Origin of the sequence: Nonomuraea sp. NPDC052634, from assembly GCF_040678535.1 — a bacterium.
Classification (GTDB): Bacteria; Actinomycetota; Actinomycetes; order Streptosporangiales; family Streptosporangiaceae; genus Nonomuraea; species Nonomuraea fastidiosa.
In genome coordinates this window covers 101,117-120,459 of record NZ_JBFATY010000011.1, presented here as the reverse complement: position 1 = coordinate 120,459, position 19,343 = coordinate 101,117, and the positions used below count along the sequence as shown (strand labels likewise).

Below are 19,343 nucleotides of genomic sequence, written 5' to 3'. Positions count from 1 at the left end.
GTCTGCCAGCCGCCCCGCCCATCGCCCGCGGCACGTGCCGCGCAGGGACTCCGTCAGGCGGCGGGGCCGGTGCTGCCACGCGGGGTGAGGCTGGCGGCCTGGTCTTCGTACGGGGGCACGCTCTCGCCCGCGATCAAGGCGAGCAGGCGCTGTGCCGCGTGCGCGCCGTACGCGGGGATGTCGCGGGTGAGAGCGGTCAACGGCGGGCGTACGACCCGGGCCAGCGGCGAGTCGTCCCATGCCACGATGGACAGGTCGCGCGGCACCTCCACCCGCATCTCCTGCGCCACCGACAGCCCGGCGACGGCCATGATGTCGTTGTCGTACACGATGGCGGTGGGCCGGTCGGGCGAGCTGAGCAGCCGCCTGGTGGCGCGCGCCCCCTCCTCGCCGGTGTAGTCGGTGTGCACGATGACGTGCTGTGCCACGCCCTCGCACGCCTGCACGAACGCCTGGTCGCGCACCGCCGTGTGCACCAGCTCGGGCAGCCCGGCCACCCTGGCGATGCGGCGGTGGCCGAGCGCCACCAGGTAGCCGACGGTCTCGCGTACGGCCTGGCCGTCGTCGGACCAGATGGCCGACAGCGAGCCCGACTCCGACGGGTGCCCGATGACCACGACGGGCATGCCGAGGCGTTCGAGCTCGGCCACGCGGGAGTCGGAGTAGTGCAGGTCGACGAGGAAGACGCCGTCGATGCGGCTCTCGCCCCACCAGGTGCGGTAGACCTCGATCTCCTGCTGGTGGCTGGTGACGACCTGCAGCAGCAGGGCGTACGAGCGGTCGGCGAGCACGCCCTCGATGCCGCTGATCAGCTCCATGAAGAACGGCTCGACGCCGAGGACGCGCGCGGGCCGGCAGAGCGCGAGCCCCACGCAGTTGGCCCGCGCGCCGTTGAGTGCGCGGGCCGCGCTGTTGGGCCGCCAGCCGATCTCCTCGGCGATGGCGACGATCCTGGCCCGCGTCGCCTCCGACACCCCGGGCTGACCGTTGAGCGCGTAGGAGACCGCTACTTTGGAGACCCCCGCCCGGCTGGCGATGTCGGCGATCGTGGGACGTTTCACGGACTGATATTAACCGCTTAAGCCGCGTGCCAGGGCTTGGTGTCCTGCGTCTCCTTGGCGCCCGCGGCCACGCGCAGCGCGTACGTCGGGCGTTCCGCCCCCTCGACGGGCCCGAGGTAGGTGTGCCCGGTCAGATGGCACCACGCGGGAAGGTCCACGGAGGCGGCGGGATCGGTGGCGATGAGGTGGATCACCGCGCCGGGGCCGGCCTTGCGCACGTGGCCGCGCAACTCGATGAGCAACTGCACGCACAGCTTGTCGCCGCCGTCCACCACGAGATCAGGCATGGGTATAGGAAACCACCCCGGAGATCGTGCGTCCGCACCGCCCTCACGAACCGCCCGCCCGCCGGTGGCCGGGCGTGCGGTCCAGGGGAAGGGGCGGGCGGTGCGCCCGACGCGGGTCTCCGGGGTGGCGGCCGATCGCGAGCCGCTGCGGAGGCAGGGCCGCGCCGGCTCCGGGGTGGCGGGTCCGCGGCTCTCGGGCCAAGGCGGGCATGGGCCCGCGCCCACGGCCGGTCAGGAGATGCCGGGTGGGGCCGTGCTGTCGCGGATGACGAGCTGGCAGGGCAGCGCGTGCACGCCGGGCGTCGCCTTGCCGTCGATGGCCGCGAACAGGTGCTGGGCCGCCGTCCTGCCGAGCACCTCCAGGTTCATGTCCACGGTGGTCAGCGCGGGCCTGGTCTCGGTGGAGAGCACCTCCCAGTTGTCGTAGCCGACGACCGCGATGTCGTCGGGCACCCGGCGGCCCCGCTCCCGGGCGGCTTCGACGAACCCGGCGGCGATCTGGTCGCTGACGCAGAACACCGCGTCGATCTCCGGCTCGGCCATGAGCAGCATCTCGGCGGCGTGCCGCCCCCACCGCTGCGACCACACGCCGGACAGGGTGCCGCCCGCCTGCTCGACGCCCGCCGCGGCGAGGGCCCTGCGCAGGCCCTCCTCGCGGTCGCGGGCCGCCTTGTAGTGCATGGGGCCGGTGATGTGGGCGATGCGGCGGCGGCCGAGCGCCAGCAGGTGGTTGACGGCCATCTCGGCGGCGCCCACGTCGTCGGGGACGAACGAGACGTCGTCGGGGTCCTCGGAAGGGCCGTAGGCGTACACGACGGGGACCGGCAGGTCCTTGCTGATCGACGGCCGCGGGTTGGTGCTCTCGCCCACGACGATCAGCCCGTCGACGCGCCGCGACAGCAGCGCGCGGATGTGGTGCTGCTCCCTGATGGCGTCGCCGCGCGCGTCGCACAGCAGCACCGCCATCTCTCCTGCCCCGAACGCGTCCTCCGCGCCCAGCAGCACCGGGATGCCGAACCGGCCGACGCTGTCGGAGGTGAGCAGCCCCACGGTCCGCGTCTGCCCGGACAGCAGATGCGGCCCGTGCACGTGCCCACCCTCGTGGGCGTGCTGCCGAAGCTGCCGGACACCGTCGAGACCGTCTACGCCGACGGCGCGCGCAGCCGGGCTCCGGTCACCTGGCAGCAGGTGCCGCCCGACCAGGTCGAGACCGGCGGCACCGGCTTCACCGTCGCCGGGCTCGCCGAGGGCGTGCGCGAGCCCGCCCAGGCCACCGTGTACGTGCGCGCCACCGACGCGGTGACCATCACCTCGATCGCCGAGGAGGCCGTCACGACCAGGGCGGGGGTCGCGCCGGTGCTGCCGAAGACGGTCGTGGCGACGTACAACGACGGCTCCAAGGACAGCTCGGTGGCCGTCACCTGGGAGGCCGTCGATCCCGAGCGGTACGCCGAGCCGGGCACGTTCACCGTGACCGGGCAGGTGGCGGGCACGACCATCGCCGCCAAGGCCACCGTGACGGTCCGCTGACGCCTGTCCCGGCCCCGGAACCCTCCGCCGGGGCCGGGACGGGCCGCCCTCCTCCCCCTGGGTAGCTATGGGGGAGGAGGGCTCTTCCACGTCAGGAGGCCGCGCAGGTGAAGGACGAGACGGTGGCGGTGTCGCCGCTCGGCCGGTTCACCTGGAAGCCGAAGCCGGTCGAGCCGCCCGGGGCGAGCGTGCCGTTGTAGGCGGCGTTCCTGGCCGTGACCGTCTGGCCGCTCACCGACAGCGAGGCGTTCCACGACCCGGCCGGCGTGTGCCCGGCGGGCAGCGTGAAGGTGACCGTCCAGCCGGTGATGCCGGAGTCGCCGTCGTTGGTGACGGTGACCGGCTGCACCACGTACCCGTCGCTCCACTGGGTCTGTACGGTGCCCTCGGCGGTGCAGCCGCCGTCGCCGTTCCCGCCGCCGGGTTCGGTGGTGAACGTCGTGGCCGGCGAGGCCGCCGACTGGTTGCCCGCGCCGTCGCGGGCCCTGACGTACACCTCGTACTCGGTGCCGGGGGTCAGGCCGGTGAGCGTGATCGAGTTCGTGGCGCTCTGGCCGAGCAGCGTGTCGTCGTCGCCTTGCTCGCGGTAGACGTCATAGCCGGCGAGGCCCGAGCCGCCCGCGTCGGTGGAGGTCGCCCAGGTGAGGGTGGCGCCGGTGGCGGTCACGCCGGACGCGGATGGGGTGCCGGGCGTCGTGGGGGCGGTGGTGTCGGAGGTGCCGCCGCTGAAGAACGTCGCCTCGCGCGAGGTCTGGCCGATGCCGTTCGCGCCGTTGAAGATGCGCTCACCCCAGGAGGTCAGGCTGGCCGGGTCGAAATCATCGACCATGTCGAGGTATTCGACGCCGCCGCCGTTGCCGCTCCACGACCAGCCGATGTAGCCGATGCCGCGCGCCTGGGCCTGCGCCATGATCGTGTCCTCGTCGGGGTCGCCGTCGGAGTGGTTGTGCCCGAACTCGCCGATCACCAGCGGCAGCCCGGCGGTCCTGAACGCGTCCAGGTACGCCGTGATCTCGGCGGCGGTGTCGAAGACGCCGTACATGTGGATGGAGAAGACCGTGTTGCCCTGCGGGTCGGCGTCGGCCACCCGCTGGGCGTTGTCGCGCATCGTGAACTGCCAGTCCTGGCCCCAGTTGGGCGCGTCCACCATCAGCAGGTGCTGGAAGCCCAGGCCGCGCATGCGGGTGATGGCGTCGATCGTGGCGTCCGTCCAGGCCGAGACGTTGTTGTTGCCGTACGGCTCGTTGCCGATGTTGACGATGATGAAGTCCTCGGTGCCGGTGAGCGCGCTCTTGACGCTGTTCCAGTAGTCGACGGCCTGGTCCAGCGTGTACGCGCCGCTCTGCTCGCCGTACCCGGTGGTGTCGTGGTTTTCGAGCACGCATATTAACCGGTTCTGCCGACAGAGCGAGACGACGTTGGCGACATCGGATGTGCCGTTGGCCGGCCACCTGCCGCCGCTCAGCACCACGCGTACGGTGTTGGCGCGCAGCGCCTTGATGTGCGCGAAGGCGCCCGTCTGGCTCGTGTACCAGGTGTGCGCGTGGCTGACGCCGCGGATGACGAACGCGTTCCCGTTGGCCTCGACGATCCTGGTGCCGTCCACCCGCAGCCCGGCGGCGGCCTGCGCCGGCGAGGCGGGGGCGATCAGCATCGTGAGGAGGAGCGACAGGAGCGCCGCCGCGGCGGCCCCGAATCGTGTGCTCATGGAGGGGTGCCCTTCTCTGTTAACCGGTTAGGTTGGCGGGCACACATGGTCCGTGCAAATCGCTCCGATGTACAGGTCGAGGGGCTCAGGCGGTCGGGAATGCCTGGATCCGGGTGAAAGTTTCAGCCCGGCTGCTGCTCGCGCAGCGCCGGCAGGCCCGCAGCGAGCGCCGTGAGCGCGCGGGCGAGCGAGGGCTCCATCTTGGGGCAGGCGGCGTCCAGCGCGGGGTCCTCGGCGTAGACCTGGGCGAGCGCGGGTGGCGGGTTGGACGCCTGGTAGAGCATGCCGGCCAGCGCGCACGCCGCGCCGACCAGCTCCGCGCCCTCGCGCGGGCTCAGCCCCGCGGCCGCGGCCACGTGCTCGCCCAGCTCGGCGACCAGCGAGAGCGCGGTGACCTTGTACGCGCGCGCGGCCTCGACGGAGACGTTGTGCTCCAGAGTGGTCGACGAGTGGCTGAGCAGGTCGCAGAAGAGCGGGCGCTCGATCAGGGTGTCGGCCAGCAGCGTCGCGATCCGATGCGGCGAGCCGGGCTCGGAGCTTTGGCGGAGAGCGGCGCGTACGGCGTCGGCCCAGGAGCGCCACTCCTCGGCGAGCAGCACGAGGTAGATCTCCTCACGGGTGCCGAAATAGCGGACGATGTTGGACTTCGCCAGCCCGACGGCCTCGGCGACCGCGCCCAGGCTGACGTTGCGCACACCGGAGGTACGGGCGAGCTCGCGGGCCGCGGTGAGGATCGCCTCCCGCCGCTGTTGCTTGTGCTCGGGCCGCCTGGCCCGGCGAAACGCCGCCCTCGTCATGACTTCAGCAGCATAGCTCGCGGCGATAAGAGAACGCCGTTCTCTTGTTAGGTGAACGCTGTCCTGTTACCGTCCCGCCTAGACCGCACCGTGAGGAGATCGCGTGACCGATATACGGATGAAAGTGAACGGCGACGTCGTCAGCCTCGACATCGAGCCATGGGTGAGCCTGCTCGACGCGCTGCGCGACCGGCTCGGCGTCACCGGCCCCAAGAAGGGCTGCGATCAGGGTGCCTGCGGCGCGTGCACGGTCCTGGTCGACGGCATCCGGATCAACTCGTGCCTGGCGCTGGCCGTCCAGTACGACGGTCGCGAGATCACCACCATCGAGGGCGTCGACCACCCGCTGCAGGAGGCGTTCGTCCGCCACGACGGCCTCCAGTGCGGCTACTGCACTCCGGGACAGATCTGCTCGGCCATCGGCATGCTGGCCGAACACGCCGCCGGCCAGCCCAGCGTGGTCACGACCGGGCAGGACGCGCCGCCCCGTCTGACCGAGCAGGAGATCAGGGAACGGATGAGCGGCAACCTGTGCCGCTGCGGCGCCTACAACGGCATCGTCCAGGCGATCTTGGACGTTTCCACGGACGGGGCGGGGGAGCCGGGACGATGAAGCCGTTCACGTACGTCAAGCCCGCCGACATCGAGGCCGCCGTGCGGGCCGCCACCGCCGAGCCGCGCGCCCGCTACCTCGGCGGCGGCACCAACCTCGTGGACCTCATGCGCGAGGGCATCGAGCAGCCGGACACCGTCGTGGACGTCACCGGCCTGCCGCTCGACACCATCGACGACCTGCCCGGCGGAGGGCTGCGGGTCGGCGCGCTCGTCCGCAACAGCGTCCTGGCCGCCGACCGGCGGGTCCGCACCCGCTACCGGATGCTGTCGCAGGCGCTGCTCGCCGGGGCCTCCGCGCAGCTGCGCAACATGGCCACCGTGGGCGGCAACCTGCTGCAGCGCACGCGCTGCCCGTACTTCTACGACACCGACGCCTCCTGCAACAAGCGCGAGCGCGGCGCGGGCTGCGACGCGCTCGACGGGTTCAACCGGGGCTCGGCGATCCTCGGCGTGAGCGAGCACTGCATCGCCACCCACCCCTCCGACATGGCCGTGGCGCTGGCCGCCCTCGACGCCGTCGTCGAGGTACAAGGTCTCGACGGCACCCGCCGCATCCCGCTCACCGACTTCCACCGCCTGCCCGGGGACACCCCCGACGTGGAGCACGCGCTGGCGCCCGGCGAGCTGATCACCGCCGTGGAGCTGCCGCCGTTCGCCGCGCCCTCCCGCTACCGCAAGGTCCGCGACCGCGCCTCGTACGCCTTCGCCCTCGTCTCGGTCGCGGCGGCGCTCGACGTGCGCGACGGCGTGATCGCCGAGGTCCGGCTGGCGCTCGGCGGCGTCGCCACCAAGCCGTGGCGGGCCAGGGAGGCCGAGCGGCTGCTGGCCGGCGGCCCGGCCGACGAGGACGCCTTCCGCCGCGCCGCCGAGGCCGAGCTGGCGGCGGCCACCGTACGTCCGGCCAACGCGTTCAAGGCCGGGCTCGCCCGCAGCACGATCGTGGCCACCCTGCGCGAGCTGACCACGGAAGGAACCGCCCGATGACCACCATCACCCGCGCCGAGCCCGTCACCCGCACCCCCTACGTCGGCCGGGCCGTGGACCGGATCGACGGCACCGCCAAGGCCACCGGCCAGGCCCGCTTCGCCGCCGAGCACCACTACCCGGGCCTCGCCCACGCCGCGCTCGTGCACTCTACGGTCGCCCGGGGCCGCATCACCGCCATCGACGCCTCCGCCGCCCGCGCGGTGCCCGGCGTGATCGAGGTGCTCACCCACGAGAACGCCCCCGCCATGAAGCCACTCGGCAAAGGGGGCCCGATCGACCTCAGCGCCATGGCGTCCGGCACGAACGTCGACTACCTCGCCACCGACGAGGTGCACTGGAACGGCCAGCCGGTCGCGGTCGTGGTCGCCGAGACGCCCGAGACCGCCAGGTACGCGGCGGGGCTGGTGAAGGTGACGTACCAGGAGCTGCCCTCGGTGGTCGACTTCGCCGCCGAGCTGCCCAACGCCGTACCGCTCAAGAACAGCATGATCATGGAGCACAACGCGGAGAAGGGCGACGCCGAGTCGGCGCTGGCCGCCGCGCCGGTCTCCGTCGATCTGACGTTCACCACGCCGCCGCTCAACCACAACGCGATCGAGCCGCACGCCACCACCGCCGTCTGGGACGGCGACAAGCTGACCGTGCACGAGCCCTCGCAGTGCATCGCCTTCCTGCGCAAGCACCTCGCGAAGCGGTTCGGGGTGCCGGAGCCCGACATCCGGGTGCTCTCGCCGTACGTCGGCGGCGGGTTCGGCGGCAAAGGCTCGGTCTGGCCCGGCACGCTGCTCGCCGTCTTGGCCGCCCGCGCCACCGGCCGCCCCGTACGCCTCGTGCTCACCCGCGAAGGCGTCTACCGTACGGTCGGCGGGCGCACCCCCAGCACGCAGCGGGTCGCGCTGGGCGCCGACGAGCAGGGCCGGCTGACCGCGCTCATCCACACCAGCGTGGCCAGGACCAGCAGGATCGGCGGCGCGCCCGAGCCGATCACCTCCGCCTCCCGCCACCTTTATGCGGCACCGAACATCCTGCTGCGCGAGTCGGGCATCACCCTCGACCTGCTGTCCCCCACGTTCATGCGGGCTCCAGGCGAGGCCATCGGCACCTTCGCGCTGGAGTCGGCCGTGGACGAGCTGGCCTGGAAGCTCGGCATGGACCCGATCGAGCTGCGCCTGGCCAACCTGCCCGAGCGCGACCCGGTGGGCGGGCAGCAGCTCACCCGGCGGACGCTGCGGCAGGCGTACACGAAAGGGGCCGAGCTGTTCGGCTGGCGGCGGCGCGACCCGCGTGCCGGCGCCATGCGCGACGGGCGGCTGCTCGTCGGCATGGGCGTGGCCACCGCGTACCACCCGGCGATGATCCTGCCCGCGAGCGTCACCGTGCGGCTGCACGCCGACGGCACGGTGGTGGTGCGCTGCGGGATGCAGGAGATGGGCATGGGCGCGGCGACCGCGCAGGCCCAGATCGCGGCCGACGAGCTGGGGGTGCCCCTTGAGTCCGTACGCGTCGAGTACGGCGACTCCGACCTCCCCGACGGCCCGATGGCCGGAGGCTCGGTGCAGACCGCGAGCGTCGCCGCCGGTGTGATCGCCGCCTGCGCCAAGGTGAAGAAGGAGGTGCTCGCCCTGGCCCGCCGGGTGCCCGGCTCGCCGCTGCGCGGCCACCGCCTCGACGACCTCCACGCCCGCGACAGCGGCCTGCACCACGCCGGGGGCGGGCAGACGTACGCCGACATCCTCACCGCCGCGGGGCGCGACCACGTCGAAGCCGCGATCAAGTCGGGCATGCTCGGCTTCGTCCTGCGCACGCTGCGCGACCGCCGCCGCTACGTCAAGGCGGCCACCGCCGTCCACTTCTGCGAGGTGCGCGTCGATCCCGACACCATGGAGGTGCGCGTCGCGCGCTGGCTCAGCGCCTTCGACGCCGGCCGGATCGTCAACGCCAAGACGGCGGCGAGCCAGATGCGCGGCGGCGTCGTCATGGGCATCGGGCTCGCGCTGTCGGAGCAGACGCTGGTCGACCCGCGCAACGGCCGCATCGTGAACCCCAGCCTGTCGGAGTACCACGTGCCGGTGCACGCCGACATCCCGCGCATCGAGGTGCACGACGTCGGCGTCCCCGACCCGACCATGCCGCTCGGCGTCGTCGGCATCGGTGAGGTCGGCATCACGGGGGTCGCGGCGGCGGTCGCGAACGCCGTACGGCACGCCACTGGGAAGCGCGTCGGAGACCTGCCGATCACACTCGACAAGCTGCTGTGAGGCGGCTGGGCGGGCCTGTCGTGGGTACGTGCCTAAGCTGACCCGACCGACGATCAGCTGAGGAGGCCTGCACATGTCACGCCCGCCCTTCCCGCCCTTCACCGAGGAGACCGCCCGCGTCAAGGTCCAGGCCGCCGAGGACGCCTGGAACACCCGCGACCCGGAGAAGGTGGCGCTCGCGTACACGGAGGACACCGTCTGGCGCAACCGCGACGAGCACCTGATCGGCCGCGCCGCGGTGATCGACTTCCTGCGCCGCAAGTGGGCCAGGGAGCTGGACTACGCGCTGCGCAAGGAGCTGTGGGCGGTGCTCGGCAACCGGATCGCGGTGCGCTTCCAGTACGAGTCCCGCGACCCGTCAGGGCAGTGGTGGCGCAGTTACGGCAACGAGCAGTGGGAGTTCGACGAGTCGGGGCTGATGCGGCGCAGGGAGGCCAGCATCAACGACGTACGGATCGCCGAGTCGGAGCGCCGCATCTTCGGGGTGCGCAGCGAGGAGGAACGCGGCGTGGACGTCCTGCCGATCTTCTAGCGGACGCTCGCTGTCACGGACGTTGCAGCAGGACGCTGAATGCCGAAACAGACGTCCGACGGGCCGATACCGCCGTCCGATGGGATGGAAGGTCGTCTTCTCAGGGGGTGCGAATCCACCGGGGGTCGCCGTACCGCTGCTCCACCCCCTCACCCGGCACGAAGTCGGGCGCCGTGGCCAGCACCACGAGACCCTGCACCTCTAGATAACGGATCAGCCCGGCCGCCACCGAGAACACCGTCTCCATCGAGCCGCACTCCGGCGGCATGTGCTCCTGCAGCACCGCCACCACATCCGGCAACCCGAACTCCGCGGGCAGCAGCTCCGCCACCTCCCTGACGAAGTCCTCGGTCACCTGCGCCTGCACCACCACCGCGCCCGGCCGGCCCGCTCCCGAGCCGGCGCAGCTCTCGCAGCCGTCGCTGTGGAAAGGGGCGATCGAGACCGTGCCCGACCCCAGGCACACCACGCACCGGCCCCACTCGGCCGCGTGCAGCGTCGCCGCCTCCCGGTCCAGCAGCGGGACCGCGCAGGTGCAGCGGAAGGTGTTGTACGTGCCCGCGACGTAGTCGCGGTAGGAGATGTCGTCGGGGGCGTCGACCCACTCGGTGGTGATCACGTGCGGCTCGTCCATGAGAACTCTTGTCCGTCGCTGTGCGGGGATGTCCCACAAGATAGCTCCGCCGGCGGGCCCGTATCACGGAATCGGCTCAACTCTTCACGTTCCGTAAGGCTCCGGTTGGCGGGGCGGGCCGCCCTTGAGCTCGTGGAAGCCCGGGGTTGATGCGACCAGCAACGTCCCGTCCCAGAGCCGCCCGGCGTCCTCACCGGTGGGCACCTTGGAGATGACGGGCCCGAAGAACGCGACCGGGGCGGCTCCTTCTTCGCTCACGGCCACGATCGGAGTCCCCACATGGTCACCGCCGATGATGCGCAGAGCCTCGGCCGTCGAGGCCCGCAGCTCGTCGTCGTACTCGGTTCCGAGCCCTGCCTCGGCGAGGTCGGGCGGCAGACCGGCCGCTTCCAGCGCCGTACGCAGATCACCGGGCCAGTCGCCCTCGCCCGTCGTCCACAGTGCTGTGTAGAACCGTCCCAGCGCCTCCTGCCCGTGCGCGCGCCTGACCGCCGCACAGACCCGCGCCGGCACCCACAGATAGCCCTCGGTGTCCCCTTCCGGGTCCTCGTCACGGCCCTCGTTGAGCACCGACAGGCTCAAGACGTGCCATCGCACCTCGACCGGCCGCACCCGGCTCACCTCGAGCAGCCAGCGCGAGGTCAGCCAGGAGTACGGGCAGGACGGATCGAACCACATGTCCGCCACCCTCATGATCGCCACCCTGGAATCACCCCTTCTACCTGCCCTGTTATTGGAGAAGGCGTCACGGAGGGAAAGAGCCGCCACACCTCCTGAGCCCAGCGGCTGTCGCCATCCACCCCCGCGAAAACCGGCAAAGGCCGCCACCCCGACCCCCGACGAGTCGGACACCGCCGCAACAGAAGGCTGGATAGCCCCTCCCCACCCGTGTCAGGGACGGCTGAGCACGTCGAGCACCCTGAGCCTGCCGACTTCGCCCAAAGGGGAAGCTCGGCGGCGGGAACGACGTACTGGGCCGCGTCTTCGTACCAGAACTCAGCCTCACCCACGACCTCGCCCTGACCAGGGGTTAGTGAGACCGCACCGGGAACGTCCACCTCAGCCCCGAGCAGCAGCGGCCGCCCCTGCTCATCGGTCCCGATACGAGCCATGAGCGACCGAGTCGGGAGCGGCATCGGCTGCCTCAGCCCAGGAACCCGCAACGCCACCCTCGCCCGCACCGTCATCGGAAAACCCTCACCAGCCTGACCAGCCGCACCAGCCCGTTCCGCAGGAAGTACGCGGGCCCTTCCCCGGCCGCCGCGATGGACTCCGCCTTCGCCAGGTGCCGCGCGTCGATCTCCGCCTGCGTGACCACGTACGTCCCCCATCCTCGCTCCCCGGCGAGCCGCTTGAAACTCTCCGCCTGCTCCCGCGTCGGAAAGAAGTACTTGCCCTCAAGCCCCTGAATGACGGTGTAGGCCCCCTTCTCCTCGACCGACTTCAGCTCCGCCTCAGTACGGCCCTCCATAACGTCACCACCCCGGCCGCTTCAAGCGCCGGCAGCTCAGGCCCCGGCAGTTGCCCGCTCACGACAAGGAACTGCCGGCACGACGCCCCGAGGTCATCCCCTTCCCGAGCCCCGACGACGATGCAGATCTGGCCGCTGTAGGGACCGTTCACCCGTTCGTGACCCGCTGACAAGGCGGAACCTCCATCGTCCCCGTCACCGGCACCGTCTCAGGCGGAACGGTCGGATCGATGTAGGGAGGAAAGGTCACCCGCTGGTAGGCGGTGAACGAAACGTGGCTCCGGACCCAGCACTCGATCCGGAACCGCGCCACCGACGAGGTCTCCTCAAGCCGCCGGCTCCCCAGCAACCCGGTCAGCGTGATCCGCCCACCTGCAGAGGCCGCCACCACCTTCGGCCCCCCGATCCCGCAGGCTGTCGGCGGAAATCTGCGCATGCGCCCGCTCGGTATACGCCTCGTAGATGAGCGGCATAGCCGGGCGAGGCCCATCGGCCGCCCCGGAGTCAACGGCATACGCCACCCCACCGACCAGCGCCACGAGCACCGCCGCGATCAGCCCGAGCTTCCGCATCACACCCACGCCCCTCCGCCGACGTCACCAGCGCGTACGGGAGGAGCGGGAAGACAGGTTCGATTACCTGCGTATCCGGCATAACTGGGACTCACCTGCCACGAACGCACAGGCACGCCGGCGATCGTGAGGGAGCTGGCCACGGATGCGAAGGACGGGTCGCCGGAACTGTTGCCGGGGTGCACAAACGTGTACTAGAGGACCGCTCTCAGGGGGTTAGGTGTCCCCTGAGGCTCCGCAGAAGATCGGAAATTCTTTACCTTTGGTGCGGTGCCAATTGTCCGGTTCCGATTGCGGGATTGTCAGCCAGGCGCGCTAGTCTCGCTCGTATGTTCGGCATCTGGCTGCACGGCGGCCACTACCGTCTCAACGGCCGTGGCCAGTGCTTCGTGCTCCCAAAGCCGGATCACCCGCCAGCCGGCTGCTTCGAGGGCGGCGTTGACGCGCTGATCGCGTTCCATGTTCCGGCGCAACTTTGGCGCCCAGTACCACTCGTTCGTCGTGGGCTGGCGACCGTGCTCCGGGCAGACGTGCCAGAAGCAGCCGTCGACGAAGACCGCGACCTTCTTGGCCGTGAAGACGATGTCAGGGCGGACCTTGACCTCGCCCAGATCAAGGCGGAGGTCCTTTCTGTAGCGCAAGCCACGGCGGTGCAGCGCACTCCGCAGGGCAACCTCGGGTTTGGTGTTAGATCGCCGATTGGCCTGCATGTTGCGCGACCGACCCTCGTTGAGCGGCGCAGGATAGGTCCTCCGCTCATGAGCCCGTTGCCGGGCTTGGGCTCTCTTGCTCTCGCTCACACTCGTCCCAACGGGCGTACAGCCAACAGTGCTCTCCGCGAAGATACAGTTGACCGCTTGTCCCTTGCCTCCTCTGGGCTACGAAAGGGGTCCTTGTGACCAGAAAGCACTCTCACGTCCTCGAGACCCTGGCGAAAGCTGATGATCAGCCAGTAAGCCCGGGAAGTGCCAGCTCAGAGCGGGATCAAGCTGCGATGTCCGATGCCGCCAGCACCTTGGCGGGGACGCCTGAGGGCTCACTCAGAGTTGTGGAAATCTGTGCCGGCGCTGGGGGGCAGTCCCTCGGGCTGGAACGGGCAGGTTTCCGGCATGCCCTGGCGATTGAGCTCGACCCGCAAGCAGCAAAGACACTCCGGCATAACCTCGTCAAAGTTTTTCACTATGACAAGAAGGAGGCTGAGGAAACCGTCAGGATTGGCGACGTGGCTGACCCCTCCGTGTGGAAGCCAAAGGAATACGAGGGCGTGGATTTGCTAGCTGGAGGCGTGCCATGCCCGCCCTTCAGCATCGCGGGCAAGCAGCTTGGAGCCACTGACGAGCGCGATCTGTTTGCGTGGGCGGTGGAACTGTGTGGCCAGATGAAGCCGAAGGCGCTCCTGCTAGAGAACGTCAAAGGTCTGGCTGGCACCAGGTTCACCGCTTATCGCCAGCGTGTCCTAGACCGGCTGAAGGAGCATGGCTATGTCGCCCAGTGGAAGCTCCTGCAGGCAAACGACTACGGCGTCTCGCAGCTCCGCCCCCGGTTCGTGCTGGTCGCTTTGCGGCCCGAATACGCAGAGTACTTTGACTGGCCTGAGAAGAATACCGAAAAGCCGCCTACGGTGGGCGAGCTGCTCAGGGACCTCATGGCCCGCGGAGACTGGTCGCCCGAGAGGCTCGAAGAGTGGGTTCGAGGGGCGAACGACATCGCTCCCACCATCGTGGGAGGGTCAAAGAAGCATGGTGGAGCAGACCTCGGCCCCAGTAGAGCCAAGGCCGCGTGGGAAGCGATGGGAGTGGATGGGAAGGGCGTGGCCGACGTCCCGCCTGGGCCCAATAATCCACGGGTGAAGGGCGCCAAGCATCCGATGCTGACCGTCGAAATGGTGGCTCGCATTCAGGGATGGTACGGCGAGGAATTCGCCGCTTGGGAGTTTCTTGGCGGGAAGACGTCTAAGTACCGGCAGATCGGCAATGCCTTTCCCCCGCCTGTAGCAAAGGCGCTAGGCGTAGCTATCAGAAAAGCGCTGCTCAAGGAAGGCCCGCGCCGCACCTTGGTGGAAGACACCGATACGCCGACCGATCCGGTCTACAAGATCCTGGTCAAGAACAGTCGGCCGCTAACTGTCGAGCAGATCGTGCAGAAGCTTGCGGATGATGGCAAGCCGATGGAGCTGCCTGAGGTCGAACGCCATCTCAACCATCTCAGTCACGACTTCGAGCTGCTGGAAGTTCCCCGATCGAATGGTGACGTGGCGTACAAGCTCGGTGAGTTCAAGGCGTTCCTCGGGCAGGAAGACCATCGACGGCACGAGTTGTTCAATAAGTATCGGTCGAAGATCAGCTGATACTGCTAGGTTCGCCATCCATCTAAGCCGCAGTTGCGGGTATCCGGCACTCGGCGTGGCTTCAGTGGAAGATGCGTAGCGGGGAGAAGCAGCCTCTCGAAGGAGGCCCGGCTTCTCCCCGTCGGCTGAAGCTGATCTGGTGCTTATCGCCTTTTTGCCTAAGCCGATGCTGACGCCGTCGGTAGGCGCGTGGCAGCGTGTCTCATCTGCCTAGCGGGCCGATGTCGGGTAGCTCGGGTGCCATTTCTGGAGGATCATCTGGCAAGGCTGCCACCCATTCTTCGCCGTTCAGCGTGATGGACGGCAGCCCAGCATGGTGTGCACGCTTACGCGCCAGCCGAATGCTCATCGACTCTCCGGGGCCAAGGGTAGGGAGGCCAAGAGCCTTGGCTGCCTCAACGTGATTACGGTACTGCCCGAAAATCACGATGCCTTCCGGACGTAGTGCTGAACGAGCCCCGCCATTGCCGCGTACCCGCTTCATGTAGTCCTCCTGCATCGCCACCGTTGCAACTACCGTGCGGCTTATGCGTCTGCCCTGGACACGCCGGAAAAGTTCATTGATTCTCTTCTGCCCGCTCGTGGAGCGGAAGATGGCGTCGATGTCGTCGTCGGGCAAGGAGAGGAGGATGTTCTCCTGAAGCGGTTCGTCCTTGAACAGCCAGCGAATAGCCTGTCGGCCGGTATGATTTAAGGTGCGCTTGACGTCCCTGTTTCTCCCAGGGTTGAGGTTTTCCTCGCTGGCTCGGACCAGACCAGCGCTCCAGCGCCCCTTCTTGTCGTTGGCCCAGAGCCCCAGGATGAGTTGGTCAACAGCCTCGGGGGGAATCATCCAGCTCGCTATGTTCTGTGCATATTTGCAATCAACTTCATGTCCCGCGATGGAGTAGTCGAGAACATGTCCATCAGCGAATCCGAACTCGCGTTGCAGGTTGATCTCAATCAGCGTTCCGCAGTGCGTCTTTTCCGTTTTATGGAGTTGCTCCCATCGGAAGCGGCCGGTGTGCTGGCCGTCAAGAAGCATGTCGAAGGTGCGGCGGACTACCTTTCCTAGCCGTGGTCCAAGTTCATCCAGCATCATGAGATGTGAGAAGACTTCTTCCAGTGCGGGATCGTAATCGTCCATCGCCGCTTCCTGTCTCTGCGTAGAACCCGATCATTTGCGCCCCTTATCATGCCTCCCCGATGGGTCATCTGCACTAGGTTTCCGGCCTGTATGGGCATCCCCTTGATCGCTCGCGTGTTTGTGGTGCTCCGCTCTGCAGATCAGCCCAAATGTCGCAGGAGCTCCCGAATGTCTCCGGCATCCAGCCCATAGCTATCGGCAGGTGCCTCCTCGAGGTCGGCTAGCTGGCGCACATCCGGATCGTCCAGGATGCTTCCTAGGAACTCCATTTTTGTCTTGAGGCGTAGCTGGACCACTTCATCGATAGTTCCTTCCGCGGCGAGTACGGTGACCCGGGTTTCTGCGTCGGGTGCGAGACCTAAGCGGTGTATTCGATCCAAGCTCTGGAGGAATCGGCCGGCCATGAAATCACGGTCAATGTAGATCGCGTCATGGCAGACTTGATGGAGACTGATTCCTTCCCCAAGGGTCGCAGGATTTGAGATCAGCACCATACAGTCTGCATCTTCGCGGAACCGCCGTATCTGCTCGTCTCGATCTATTGTTCCGCCATGAACAACGGCGGGATGGTGAGGAGCGAGCAGGTGTGCCAAAGTAGTAATGTTACGTACGAAGTTTGTCCATACAATCGTCTTGCGGCCCAGTGTTGCGTTGGCAGCAATCAGGTGAATTGTTTCCTGATACTTAGGTGATAGTTCATAGCTGGGCAGGTTGCGCAGCAGGTCGTAGAGCGAGTCATCAGGGTTGATCTCCAGAGGGGCTGGCCTATACGCGAGTGGCTCATATGGGCTGCCTCCCTCGATGAGAAGAGCCGGGCTTGTGGCCGCCATAATCAGACGCAGCGCAGTACGGCCGAGCGCTTCAATATCATCGCGGGAAGCTTCGGCCCGTGCAGATAAGTTTCCCTTCAGCGCTTCATATATCTCGCGGTGAATGGGTGGGAGCTTGACGTAGCGGATCTTCGGCTCGAACGGAGGGAGGCCTAGTTCGCTCTTGGTGGTGCGGGTGAAGAGCGGCCTCAGTACGGTACTGGCGTAGGCCAGATCGCCACCACGTACGGCATCGGATACCACGCGTTTGCCCCGTCCAGGCCAGACAAACGACAGCAGATTCTCCAGATCTCGAGCCCCGTTTGGGGCAGGGGTGCCCGTAAGGATGAGCCGCCGCGCGGCAGAAGGCCCAAGCGTCAGGCATGCTGATCCGTAGGTTCCGCTGGCGCCAAGCTTCATGCGGTGAGCCTCGTCGAGCACCAGCATCGAAGGTGCGCTGGTCAGCCACGACACGAGCCCGGGGACAGCCCGGGATAGCCGCTCGTAGTTGACGAGCATTATCTCGGCGTCATAGTCCGGCGCCCGGCCCATCACTGCCGCGCGTGGCGGTGTGCGGAAGCACACCTGGCTTTCTGACAGCCAAGCCTCGTAGGCGGACTTTGGCCCGACAACGAGGAGCCGCCTGACCAGGCCCTGCTCGCGGATAGCAGAGTAGACGGCTAGGGTCACCCGGGTCTTGCCGGCACCAGGCACGCTGAAGTTCGCACCGTGACTGAGTGACAGCAGATGGGCTGCATCACGCAGCTGGAAGTCGGTGAGATCACCAATCCAGTTCTCGCCAAGCATCTTCAGTACGTCACCTGGCGCGATCGTTCTCCCGGGGAGGTCAGCTTCGCCGCTGAGCGTGCGCTCGGCCTGTTCGGCGTCATCGAGGACGCTGTTGACGAGCTGGAGAAGCGCCTCATCCCACTCAACATCATCGTGATGCCAGTTGCCGAGCTCGATGAGGCGGTCGAGGAAGTCGTCAAGATCGAACTCTCCCACCAGCGGCGCACGCTGCCCCCCTGGCGCGATGCGGGCAGCCAGATCCGCGAAATCCTGCTCGTACCCCGGCCTGCTGCGGAGAACCACGCGTGTCTTCGAGACATCGAGCGAAATCCGCAGAGACGGCTCTGAATGTGGCGCGGTCACTGGTCTCTCCCTACAGCTTTCTGCAGCCAGGTGAGCCCGTCGCCTGGCAGGGTAATGCTCTTGCTGGCCTCTTTGGCGACGCGCTCCAAGATGGAGCGCAGCTGCAGCAGGGCGTCGTCAAAGGCGCCTTCATCCAGGCTTCCGTTGCCGCGGGCCAGGACGAGGTCGGTGACGCACTGCTCTAGGTCTTTACATGCGTCAGTCACGCGGTCAGGGGCGGCGAGGCGCTTCTTGCGGAGCCGGAAGTCCCTGCCTGCGAACTCCAGCGCCTCATTGAAAACGTCTTTTGCGCGCCTGAACTGCTCGGTTGCTGTACTCCGCTCCTCCTCGGTGGCGGTGGACCCAGGAGCCTTGACAGCCTTGACTCGCAGGAGAGAGTCGGTAAGAGCCTTTGCGGCCGTGACCCTGACTCCGGCCGCTTGGACAGTACGGCCGAGGCCAGGAATCGCGACAGCCGCAGCCTCGGGCTCGGGATCTGGCATAAGATCGGCGGGAAGCCGCTGATTCAGGAAGCGCTCATAGAAATCAGGCTGGATGAACCGGACGTCTGTTTTGGCGAACTCGAGCACGATAGCGGCGAAGCGCCCCTCCTTTATCAGATCTGCGCGTTCTTGGTTACGCGCGGCCTCAGCTTTGTACGCCCGATAAAGCTCGAAGAGTCGTTCTTTCGCGTCTTCGAAGTCCATCAGCCGCAGCGACGTGGTGCCTGTGGCGCTGCGGTCGATAAGGTCCCTCAACTGAGCGAGAATCCACAAGTCACGGTCACAGGCCGGCGTGGTGGTGTGGAAGTTCCGGGCGATCTCCGGTAGTGGCTTACCAAGTTTTACCTGCTCTTCCAGGGCGAGCAGATGATTGATGTAGGAGTACTCCCGGCGCCTGTCCGGGCGCAGCTGGAGTGAAAGCTCAACGGCGTGTATGTCGTCCCATGTACAGCTTGCGGGCAGGACGCCTACTCGCATGCTGGGCCGTCCTATCTCCTTGAGAGCGGCCCGTCGTGTGTTGCCGTTGACCAAGATGCCATCACGGGTGATGAGGCCAGGTTCGTTCTGGCCGTACTCGCGCAGGCTTTCCATGAGATCCTCGAAGGCCTTGTCGGTCACGGAAGGATCCGCCGGCAACGCCTTCAGCAAGAAGTGCAGATAGTCCTGGCTCTCGGGGCTCCACGGATCGTCGGTCAGGGCTTGGTCCCTTATCGGGTCGAAGGCACGCTGGGCACGGATACGGTGGGTGCCAGGGTTATACCGCAGTGCCTCAACCGGCATGTCGATGACTTCGACGTGCGTGAGCTTGCCACGCCACTCGACCGTCAGAGTCTCCGGGACTCCGCTGCCATTCCGCAGTTCCTTGAGCCGCTGTTCTACGAGTTCGCGGTTGCTAGCAGCCTCGCGAGGCTGGCCAAAGTCGATCGACATGGTTGAGTTCCTTCCAGGAGTAAGTCAGCAGGGGATCGGAGGGGG

The 19,343-nt window shown here is 67.8% G+C and carries 18 protein-coding genes; 6 read left to right on the top strand and 12 right to left on the bottom strand.

Going from position 1 to position 19,343, the window contains the following annotated elements; translation table 11 throughout:
• Window positions 1–53 precede the first annotated feature (53 nt).
• From AB0K67_RS33615 to AB0K67_RS33605, 3 genes are all read right to left on the bottom strand, one after another.
• Window positions 54–1,061 carry a LacI family DNA-binding transcriptional regulator gene (locus AB0K67_RS33615; RefSeq protein ID WP_364068167.1) on the bottom strand — a complete coding sequence of 336 codons (1,008 nt, stop codon included), beginning with the start codon at window positions 1,059–1,061 and terminating at the stop codon, window positions 54–56.
• Window positions 1,062–1,078: 17 nt separating this feature from the next.
• A complete protein-coding gene (locus AB0K67_RS33610) occupies window positions 1,079–1,348 on the bottom strand; it encodes a sulfurtransferase TusA family protein (protein ID WP_364068165.1) in 270 nt (89 codons plus the stop codon).
• A 231-nt stretch (window positions 1,349–1,579) separates the two neighbouring features.
• On the bottom strand, window positions 1,580–2,437 hold the full coding sequence (locus AB0K67_RS33605; RefSeq protein ID WP_364068163.1) for a substrate-binding domain-containing protein: 858 nt from the start codon (window positions 2,435–2,437) through the stop codon (window positions 1,580–1,582).
• Between AB0K67_RS33605 and AB0K67_RS33600 the strand changes: the two genes are divergently transcribed.
• Entirely contained in the window at window positions 2,432–2,878 is a 447-nt protein-coding gene (locus AB0K67_RS33600; RefSeq protein WP_364068161.1) for an Ig-like domain-containing protein, read from the top strand. The two genes, AB0K67_RS33605 and AB0K67_RS33600, sit on opposite strands and share 6 nt — an antisense overlap.
• Window positions 2,879–2,969: 91 nt before the next feature.
• Here the strand turns inward: AB0K67_RS33600 and AB0K67_RS33595 are convergent, their stop codons facing one another.
• The gene (locus tag AB0K67_RS33595; RefSeq protein ID WP_364068159.1) at window positions 2,970–4,586 is read right to left on the bottom strand and encodes a cellulase family glycosylhydrolase; all 1,617 of its coding nucleotides are present in this window, start codon (window positions 4,584–4,586) and stop codon (window positions 2,970–2,972) included.
• 122 nt (window positions 4,587–4,708) lie between these two features.
• Complete coding sequence (locus tag AB0K67_RS33590; protein WP_364068157.1) at window positions 4,709–5,383, bottom strand: TetR family transcriptional regulator; 675 nt, start codon at window positions 5,381–5,383, stop codon at window positions 4,709–4,711.
• Window positions 5,384–5,501: 118 nt separating this feature from the next.
• On the opposite strand from AB0K67_RS33590, the gene AB0K67_RS33585 reads away from it, so the two are divergent.
• The 4 genes from AB0K67_RS33585 (at window position 5,502) to AB0K67_RS33570 (ending at window position 9,775) form a co-directional block, all read left to right on the top strand.
• Window positions 5,502–5,996: a 2Fe-2S iron-sulfur cluster-binding protein gene (locus AB0K67_RS33585; protein WP_364068384.1), complete on the top strand. Its 495-nt coding sequence runs from the start codon at window positions 5,502–5,504 to the stop codon at window positions 5,994–5,996.
• The gene (locus AB0K67_RS33580) at window positions 5,993–6,982 is read left to right on the top strand and encodes a xanthine dehydrogenase family protein subunit M (RefSeq protein ID WP_364068155.1); all 990 of its coding nucleotides are present in this window, start codon (window positions 5,993–5,995) and stop codon (window positions 6,980–6,982) included. The genes AB0K67_RS33585 and AB0K67_RS33580 overlap by 4 nt, the downstream gene beginning before the upstream one ends.
• On the top strand, window positions 6,979–9,243 hold the full coding sequence (locus tag AB0K67_RS33575) for a xanthine dehydrogenase family protein molybdopterin-binding subunit (protein ID WP_364068153.1): 2,265 nt from the start codon (window positions 6,979–6,981) through the stop codon (window positions 9,241–9,243). The genes AB0K67_RS33580 and AB0K67_RS33575 overlap by 4 nt, the downstream gene beginning before the upstream one ends.
• A 67-nt stretch (window positions 9,244–9,310) precedes the next feature.
• Window positions 9,311–9,775 carry a nuclear transport factor 2 family protein gene (locus AB0K67_RS33570; RefSeq protein WP_364068382.1) on the top strand — a complete coding sequence of 155 codons (465 nt, stop codon included), beginning with the start codon at window positions 9,311–9,313 and terminating at the stop codon, window positions 9,773–9,775.
• A 100-nt stretch (window positions 9,776–9,875) separates the two neighbouring features.
• On the opposite strand, the gene AB0K67_RS33565 is transcribed toward AB0K67_RS33570, so the two are convergent.
• The 4 genes from AB0K67_RS33565 to AB0K67_RS33550 form a co-directional block, all read right to left on the bottom strand.
• Entirely contained in the window at window positions 9,876–10,409 is a 534-nt protein-coding gene (locus tag AB0K67_RS33565; protein WP_364068152.1) for a hypothetical protein, read from the bottom strand.
• A gap of 84 nt (window positions 10,410–10,493) precedes the next feature.
• The gene (locus tag AB0K67_RS33560; RefSeq protein ID WP_364068150.1) at window positions 10,494–11,102 is read right to left on the bottom strand and encodes a disulfide bond formation protein DsbA; all 609 of its coding nucleotides are present in this window, start codon (window positions 11,100–11,102) and stop codon (window positions 10,494–10,496) included.
• A gap of 490 nt (window positions 11,103–11,592) precedes the next feature.
• Complete coding sequence (locus tag AB0K67_RS33555; protein ID WP_364068148.1) at window positions 11,593–11,880, bottom strand: hypothetical protein; 288 nt, start codon at window positions 11,878–11,880, stop codon at window positions 11,593–11,595.
• An 874-nt stretch (window positions 11,881–12,754) separates the two neighbouring features.
• The gene (locus tag AB0K67_RS33550; RefSeq protein ID WP_364068146.1) at window positions 12,755–13,252 is read right to left on the bottom strand and encodes a very short patch repair endonuclease; all 498 of its coding nucleotides are present in this window, start codon (window positions 13,250–13,252) and stop codon (window positions 12,755–12,757) included.
• Between the two features lie 95 nt (window positions 13,253–13,347).
• Between AB0K67_RS33550 and dcm the strand changes: the two genes are divergently transcribed.
• Window positions 13,348–14,799: a DNA (cytosine-5-)-methyltransferase gene (dcm, locus tag AB0K67_RS33545; protein ID WP_364068144.1), complete on the top strand. Its 1,452-nt coding sequence runs from the start codon at window positions 13,348–13,350 to the stop codon at window positions 14,797–14,799.
• 202 nt (window positions 14,800–15,001) lie between these two features.
• Here the strand turns inward: dcm and AB0K67_RS33540 are convergent, their stop codons facing one another.
• The 3 genes from AB0K67_RS33540 to AB0K67_RS33530 form a co-directional block, all read right to left on the bottom strand.
• Entirely contained in the window at window positions 15,002–15,925 is a 924-nt protein-coding gene (locus AB0K67_RS33540) for a NaeI family type II restriction endonuclease (protein ID WP_364068142.1), read from the bottom strand.
• A 140-nt stretch (window positions 15,926–16,065) separates the two neighbouring features.
• Window positions 16,066–17,886, bottom strand: coding sequence for a DEAD/DEAH box helicase (locus tag AB0K67_RS33535; RefSeq protein WP_364068140.1), 1,821 nt, complete (start codon window positions 17,884–17,886; stop codon window positions 16,066–16,068).
• Entirely contained in the window at window positions 17,883–19,298 is a 1,416-nt protein-coding gene (locus tag AB0K67_RS33530; protein WP_364068139.1) for a transcriptional regulator, read from the bottom strand. The genes AB0K67_RS33535 and AB0K67_RS33530 overlap by 4 nt, the downstream gene beginning before the upstream one ends.
• Window positions 19,299–19,343 lie beyond the last annotated feature (45 nt).

What these genes read in the sequence shown, in the direction of transcription:
- AB0K67_RS33565 (WP_364068152.1), bottom strand. Translation starts at nt 10,409, where the DNA reads ATGGACGAGCCGCACGTGATCACCACCGAGTGGGTCGACGCCCCCGAC.
- AB0K67_RS33560 (WP_364068150.1), bottom strand. Translation starts at nt 11,102, where the DNA reads ATGAGGGTGGCGGACATGTGGTTCGATCCGTCCTGCCCGTACTCCTGG.
- AB0K67_RS33590 (WP_364068157.1), bottom strand. Translation starts at nt 5,383, where the DNA reads ATGACGAGGGCGGCGTTTCGCCGGGCCAGGCGGCCCGAGCACAAGCAA.
- AB0K67_RS33595 (WP_364068159.1), bottom strand. Translation starts at nt 4,586, where the DNA reads ATGAGCACACGATTCGGGGCCGCCGCGGCGGCGCTCCTGTCGCTCCTC.
- AB0K67_RS33610 (WP_364068165.1), bottom strand. Translation starts at nt 1,348, where the DNA reads ATGCCTGATCTCGTGGTGGACGGCGGCGACAAGCTGTGCGTGCAGTTG.
- AB0K67_RS33530 (WP_364068139.1), bottom strand. Translation starts at nt 19,298, where the DNA reads ATGTCGATCGACTTTGGCCAGCCTCGCGAGGCTGCTAGCAACCGCGAA.
- AB0K67_RS33555 (WP_364068148.1), bottom strand. Translation starts at nt 11,880, where the DNA reads ATGGAGGGCCGTACTGAGGCGGAGCTGAAGTCGGTCGAGGAGAAGGGG.
- AB0K67_RS33540 (WP_364068142.1), bottom strand. Translation starts at nt 15,925, where the DNA reads ATGGACGATTACGATCCCGCACTGGAAGAAGTCTTCTCACATCTCATG.
- AB0K67_RS33575 (WP_364068153.1), top strand. Translation starts at nt 6,979, where the DNA reads ATGACCACCATCACCCGCGCCGAGCCCGTCACCCGCACCCCCTACGTC.
- AB0K67_RS33580 (WP_364068155.1), top strand. Translation starts at nt 5,993, where the DNA reads ATGAAGCCGTTCACGTACGTCAAGCCCGCCGACATCGAGGCCGCCGTG.
- AB0K67_RS33585 (WP_364068384.1), top strand. Translation starts at nt 5,502, where the DNA reads ATGAAAGTGAACGGCGACGTCGTCAGCCTCGACATCGAGCCATGGGTG.